The following is a 6,000-nucleotide window of genomic DNA, read 5'->3' as shown; positions in this document are numbered from 1 at the left end:
TAGCGATAGCGGCACAGCATGTTGAACGCTGAATAGGCCATGTCGGGCCCTCCCGAAGACGGACCACCAGCTTCCCGCAAAACGCCCACGGTGTGCACCTGTCAGAACTGCTAGCCCGAACGCAAAAAACCCCGAAGGTTTTCACCGTCCGGGGTCGGGTGTTGGCGCATGTTCACAGTTTGGCGATCGACACCTCGGTGGATTTTACGAAGGCAATCACTTCGCTGCCCACGACCAGCTCAAGCTCTTTGACAGAGCGAGTGGTGATCACCGATGTGACAACACCAGAAGCGGTCTGCACGTCGATTTCGGACAGCACGTCACCGTGGACGATTTCCTTGATGGTGCCTTTGAACTGGTTACGAACGTTGATGGCTTTGATAGTCATGGCATGTCTTCCTGTGGGGATCGGGATTAAGTGGCCCAACGCAGCTGCGTGGGCAAGGGTGAAGTGGGTTCGGGTTCAGGCGGTGAACCGGGAATGGACAGCACCTGGTTGAGGACTTCGGTTTCAAGCGCAGCAAGACGATGCGAGCCTCGCGACCTGGGGCGCGGCAGATCGATCAGCAGGTCGAGGCCGATGCGCCCTTCTTCGATCAGAATCACGCGGTCGGCAATCGCAACCGCCTCGCTGACATCGTGGGTAACCAGCAACACGGTGAAGCCATACTGGTGCCACAACTTCTCGATCAGTTGCTGCATTTCAATGCGCGTCAGGGCATCCAGCGCGCCCAGCGGTTCGTCGAGCAATAGCAGGCGTGGTTTATGAATCAGGGCGCGGGCCAGTGCCACGCGTTGTTTCTGACCACCGGACAAGGCCGCCGGCCACTCATTGGCGCGCTCGGCCAGACCGACCGCTTCCAGCGCTTCGAGAGCCTGGCCACGCCAGTCGCCACTCAGGCCGAGACCGACGTTGTCGATGATCTTTTTCCAGGGCAGCAGACGTGCCTCCTGAAACATCAGGCGCGTGTCTTCGCGGGCATCGGCCAACGGCGCGGAGCCTGCCAGCAACTCACCCTCGGTGGGCTTGTCCAGACCGGCCAGCAGACGCAGCAAGGTGCTTTTCCCGCAACCGCTGCGACCCACCACCGCGACAAATTGCCCGGCCGGAATATGCAGGTCGATGTCCTTGAGCACCTCGCGGGAACCAAAGGCCTTTTTCAGGTTTCGGATCGCCAGCGGAATGCCGCGCAGCAGATGGGCAGGTTGTTGTTTCAGATTGCTCATGCGGCACCGCCTTTGCTGACTTGATAGGCCGGGTGCCAGCGCAGGCAGACCCGTTCCAGACCGCGCGCCGCCAGGTCGGCCAGTTTGCCGAGCACGGCGTACAGCACGATCGCCAGCACCACGATGTCGGTTTGCAAAAACTCACGGGCATTCATCGCCAGATAACCAATGCCCGAGCTCGCCGAGATGGTTTCGGCCACGATCAGCGTCAGCCACATGAAGCCCAGCGCAAAGCGCACGCCGACCAGAATCGAAGGCATGGCGCCCGGCAGGATCACATGACGAAACAGGCTGAAGCCGGACAGCCCATAGCTGCGCGACATTTCCACCAGCGCCGGATCGATGTTGCGAATGCCGTGATAGGTGTTGAGGTAGATCGGGAACAGAGTGCCCAGCGCGACCAGAAAGATCTTCGCGGTCTCATCGATGCCAAACCACAGGATAACCAGCGGAATCAGTGCCAGGTGTGGCACGTTACGGATCATCTGCACGGAGCTGTCGAGCAGGCGCTCGCCCCATTTGCTCAGGCCGGTAATGAAACCCAGCGCCAGACCGATGCCGCCACCGATCGCAAAACCGACACCGGCACGCCAGCCGCTGATGGCCAGATGAGTCCAGATCTCGCCGCTGGAGACCAGTTGAATGCCGGCCTCGATGACCGCGCTCGGCGCCGGGAGAATCCGCGTGGATAACCAGCCGGCGCTGACCGACAGTTGCCAGACCGCTAACAGCAGAACAGGCAGCGCCCAAGGCGCCAGCCGGTGAGTGATGCGTTGCGAAGCACTGAGGCTCATGGAGTGGTCTCCTCGAAGGGCCTGTCAATCACTGTGCTTGAGCGACAGCAGCAGGTGGCGTCCAGACCACGTCAGCGATGCTGAGCGGCTTGGGGATCAATTTGAGTTGGTAGAAAGTGTCGGCAATCTTCTGCTGAGCCGCGACCACAGGCGGGGTGATGAACAGTGCGCCGTAACCCTGACGCTTGACCGAGGTCAACGTGATATCGGCGGGCAGCCCCAGCAACGGCGCGACCTGTTTGGTCACCTCTTCGGGGTTGGCCTTGGACCACTCACCCACTGCACGAACCTCTTCGATCAAGGCCTGAATCACTTTCGGGTTTTTCTGCGCGTAAGGCTTGGTCGCCAGGTAGAACTGATGGTTGTCGACGATGCCGGAACCGTCCTTGAGCGTGCGTGCCTGCAGCTGTTTTTCAGCAGCAGCCTGGTAAGGGTCCCAGATGACCCACGCGTCGACACTGCCCCGCTCGAAGGCGGCGCGGGCATCGGCAGGCGGCAGGAACACGGTCTGGATATCGGAATACTTCAGGCCTGCGTCTTCCAGCGCTCGGACCAACAGGTAATGCACGTTAGAGCCTTTATTGAGGACGACCTTCTTGCCCTTGAGGTCCTTGACCGAGGTGATGGGAGAGTCCTTCGGCACCAGAATCGCTTCGCTGGTCGGCGCGGGCGGCTCGTAAGCCACATAGAGCAGATCGGCACCGGCCGCCTGGGCAAACACCGGAGGCGTTTCACCGGTGACGCCGAAATCGATCGAGCCGACGTTCAGGCCTTCGAGCAACTGCGGACCGCCGGGGAATTCTGTCCACTGCACTTTGACGCCTTGCTCGGCCAGACGCTTCTCGAGCGAGCCCTTGGCCTTGAGCAGCACCAGCGTGCCGTATTTTTGATAGCCGATACGCAAGTCTTCGGCCTGAGCCTGGCTCAAAGCCCCCAACGTGACGGCTGCAGCCAGCAGAGCGGCCAGACCTCGACGCAAATTGACAGTGCGCATGGCGCGCTCCTTTCCCAGATAGTGAAGTAGCGCAAAGCGCCGGAATGGAGTGACAGTACCAGTGATTTTTTATATCTATAAATCTCATTTATTCATTTGTTTATTCCATAAAAACATATATGAATTTGGTCTCGCCGATAATGAACGCCCGGCATCGATTGGCCGGACGCTGATCGCGGCGATACTCCGCGCATGCATGCGGCCCGTGACGCTCTGCATCAATTTTTTTGCACGGGCACATCGGCTGCGATCCTGACGATCCACGAATACCGCGCATAAAAAAGGGCCGATAAATCGGCCCGAATAACCCCACGCTTGGTAAATCAGGAAATCAACGGTTGGGCTGAGGCGTCAGGCGCAGGTAAGGCGTGACGGCCTTGTAGCCTTTGGGAAAGCGCTGCTTGATTTCTTCTTCGTCCTTGATCGACGGCACGATAACCACGTCTTCGCCGTCCACCCAGTTGGCGGGCGTGGCGACCTTGTAGTTGTCGGTCAATTGCAGAGAATCGATGACCCGCAGGATCTCGTTGAAGTTACGTCCGGTGCTGGCAGGATAGGTAATGGTCAGGCGCACTTTCTTGTTCGGATCGATCACGAACAGCGAGCGCACGGTCAGGGTATCGCTGGCATTGGGATGAATCAGGTCGTACAGGTCGGACACCTTGCGGTCCGCGTCGGCCAGGATCGGGAAATTGACCCGGGTGTTCTGTGTGGTGTTGATGTCGTCGATCCATTTGACGTGTGAGTCGACCGGGTCAACCGACAGGGCGATCGCCTTCACGCCGCGTTTGGCGAACTCGTCTTTCAATTTGGCGGTAAAACCCAGCTCGGTGGTGCAGACCGGCGTGAAATCCGCAGGGTGAGAAAACAGTACCCCCCAACTGTCGCCCAACCATTCATGGAAGCGTATGCGGCCCTCACTGGATTCCTGTTCGAAGTCAGGGGCGATATCGCCAAGTCGCAGTGTCATGGTGTGGCTCCTTGTCTTGTTCGATGAGTCTTTCAGTTAAGACGTACTGTGCCTGTCAGTGAAGAAAATTAAAAAGAATGGATATCGCTTTGGTTAGACCGATAACGAATATCAAAAAACAGGCAAAAGAAACCCCGCACGGGGCGGGGTCTCCTTGAGCCTCAGTACACTTACATGAAGTTGTAGGTGTAGTTGAAGATCACACGAGCCTGGTCGGTATTCGTCGAGTTGTTCAGACCATCGTCGGCACGGTAGGTACCGTAACGAACGGTAGTACCGAAACCTTTCAAAGGACCGCTCTGCACGACGTAATCAACGCGCATGTCACGTTCCCACTCGGAGTACTCTTTGCCGAAGGCGGCAGTGTTGCGAGCCCCCTTGATGTCGTCAGCATGCAGGTAGGCAATCGCGGCCTTGAGGCCAGGAACGCCAACCTTGGCGAAGTCGAACGAGTACTGACCGAAGGTGGTGTTCTCACCGGCACGGTTGAAGCCGTTGATCATCGAGTCAGTGAACAGGTAGAAGCTTGCGCCGCCGTTACCTTCGCCACGGCCGCGACCGTCAACTACGTTGCCCTGGTTCAGGAAGACCATACCGCCGTCGTCGCCGACCTGCTGGTGACCAACCATGAACGCATGACCGCCCAAGGCGTAAGTGAACATGGCGGACCAGGTCTGGTTATCAACTTCACCGGTAGTTTTGGCATAACCGTTGTTGTTGTTGAAACCGTAGCCTGCGGTGTTGCTGCTGTTCTTGCCGTCTGCGCTGCTGTTGAAGTAACGCAGGTCAGTCTTGAAGGACTGGTTTTCGTTGATCTGGTAGAGGTGAACCAGACCCAGGAAGTGCTGCTTGTAGAAGTCTTCCAGATTGGCGTAGTAGTACTGCAGGGTCAGGTCTTTGGTGACTTTCCAGTCAGCACCGGCAAAACGGAATTCGTCGCTGCCCTGAGAGGCACCCGCAACGGACAGATCAGACCAGTTGCTCGAAGCACGACCGATGGACTGGGTCAGCTGACCGCCAGTGAAGGTCACATTGTCCAGGTCCTTGGAGGTCACGATGCCGCCTTCGAAGGCTTGCGGCAACAGACGACCGTCGTTGCTGACCAGGATCGGCAGGTTAGGCGCGAGCGCGTTACCGACTTTCAGCTCGGTCTTGGAGAAGCGCACCTTGGCGTTGGCACCAGCGCGGCTCCAGTCGCTGACGGAAGAACCATCAGTGTCGGTAGGCACAACAGTGTTGGCGGAAGTAGTCGAATGGTGCTGAACACCACCACCCAGATGAATCCCCATTACAGCTTGCAGATCAAGACCGAAACCAACAGTGCCTTGAGTGTAGCCAGACAGGTAGTCGAACTTCAGACCGGTAGCGGTTTCACGCTGGTCCTGTGCACGAACGCCTTCACGCAGGTCGTTGTTGAAATACAGAGTACGAGAACTGATGGACGCTTTACTGTCTTCGATGAAACCAGCTGCACCGGCCTGTTGCGCCAATACACCAACGGTTACGGCCAGGGCCAGGGTGGACTTCTTCATTGCAACGCTCCTCGTGAATCTAATTTTTTATTTCCACGGTGCCGAGCATTTTGCTCTGACCCGTGGATTCGCGCAGGCGACAGGCCCGACCTTGAGGTCAATGGTTTCTGTACGCCCCGACTGCTTGACTAGACCGCGCATGTCGGTGGCTGGACGGTAGTGAAAAACCTCCAAGCTCAAAAGGAATTGATTCATCCCAAGTGATAACTTTTCGATATATGTCACAACTCGTGTCAATCACGACGTCACGGAGTGTATCGACCTAATTCGCTAATTCACAAAATATATTTTGCTACCGCTCGTCTGATCGTTCTGTTTCATGCAACCAAATGGCCAGTTCAAGACCCGCCGGTCACGCCCGTAGCACAAAAGGCCTTTAGCCATCTCTGCTAAAACCCTTGTAAATCGGGAGCTTCGGGGAGAATAGGGAGAAAATATTACAGTTGTCACCGCTTTGACGGCGTCCAGTCGCCCGTATGAAAA

At 57.3% G+C, this 6,000-nt stretch carries 6 protein-coding genes; all 6 read right to left on the bottom strand.

What is annotated here, in order from left to right; genetic code table 11:
* Positions 1-172: 172 nt before the first annotated feature.
* On the bottom strand, positions 173-388 hold the full coding sequence (locus BZK31_RS25140) for a TOBE domain-containing protein (protein WP_002555770.1): 216 nt from the start codon (positions 386-388) through the stop codon (positions 173-175).
* Positions 389-414: 26 nt separating this feature from the next.
* Positions 415-1,227 carry an aliphatic sulfonates ABC transporter ATP-binding protein gene (gene ssuB, locus BZK31_RS25135; RefSeq protein ID WP_083185964.1) on the bottom strand — a complete coding sequence of 271 codons (813 nt, stop codon included), beginning with the start codon at positions 1,225-1,227 and terminating at the stop codon, positions 415-417.
* Entirely contained in the window at positions 1,224-2,021 is a 798-nt protein-coding gene (gene ssuC, locus BZK31_RS25130) for an aliphatic sulfonate ABC transporter permease SsuC (RefSeq protein ID WP_083185963.1), read from the bottom strand. The genes ssuB and ssuC overlap by 4 nt, the downstream gene beginning before the upstream one ends.
* Positions 2,022-2,049: 28 nt before the next feature.
* Positions 2,050-3,015: a sulfonate ABC transporter substrate-binding protein gene (locus BZK31_RS25125; protein ID WP_083185962.1), complete on the bottom strand. Its 966-nt coding sequence runs from the start codon at positions 3,013-3,015 to the stop codon at positions 2,050-2,052.
* Positions 3,016-3,346: 331 nt separating this feature from the next.
* Positions 3,347-3,985 (bottom strand): peroxiredoxin, encoded by a 639-nt coding sequence (locus tag BZK31_RS25120; protein ID WP_083185961.1) that lies wholly within the window; start codon positions 3,983-3,985, stop codon positions 3,347-3,349.
* Between the two features lie 170 nt (positions 3,986-4,155).
* Positions 4,156-5,517 carry an OprD family porin gene (locus tag BZK31_RS25115; protein ID WP_083185960.1) on the bottom strand — a complete coding sequence of 454 codons (1,362 nt, stop codon included), beginning with the start codon at positions 5,515-5,517 and terminating at the stop codon, positions 4,156-4,158.
* Positions 5,518-6,000 lie beyond the last annotated feature (483 nt).

Origin of the sequence: Pseudomonas floridensis, assembly GCF_002087235.1 — a bacterium.
Taxonomy (GTDB): domain Bacteria; phylum Pseudomonadota; class Gammaproteobacteria; order Pseudomonadales; family Pseudomonadaceae; genus Aquipseudomonas; species Aquipseudomonas floridensis.
Note: the sequence above shows the minus strand (reverse complement) of the source record. Positions and strands in the feature narration are given on the sequence as shown.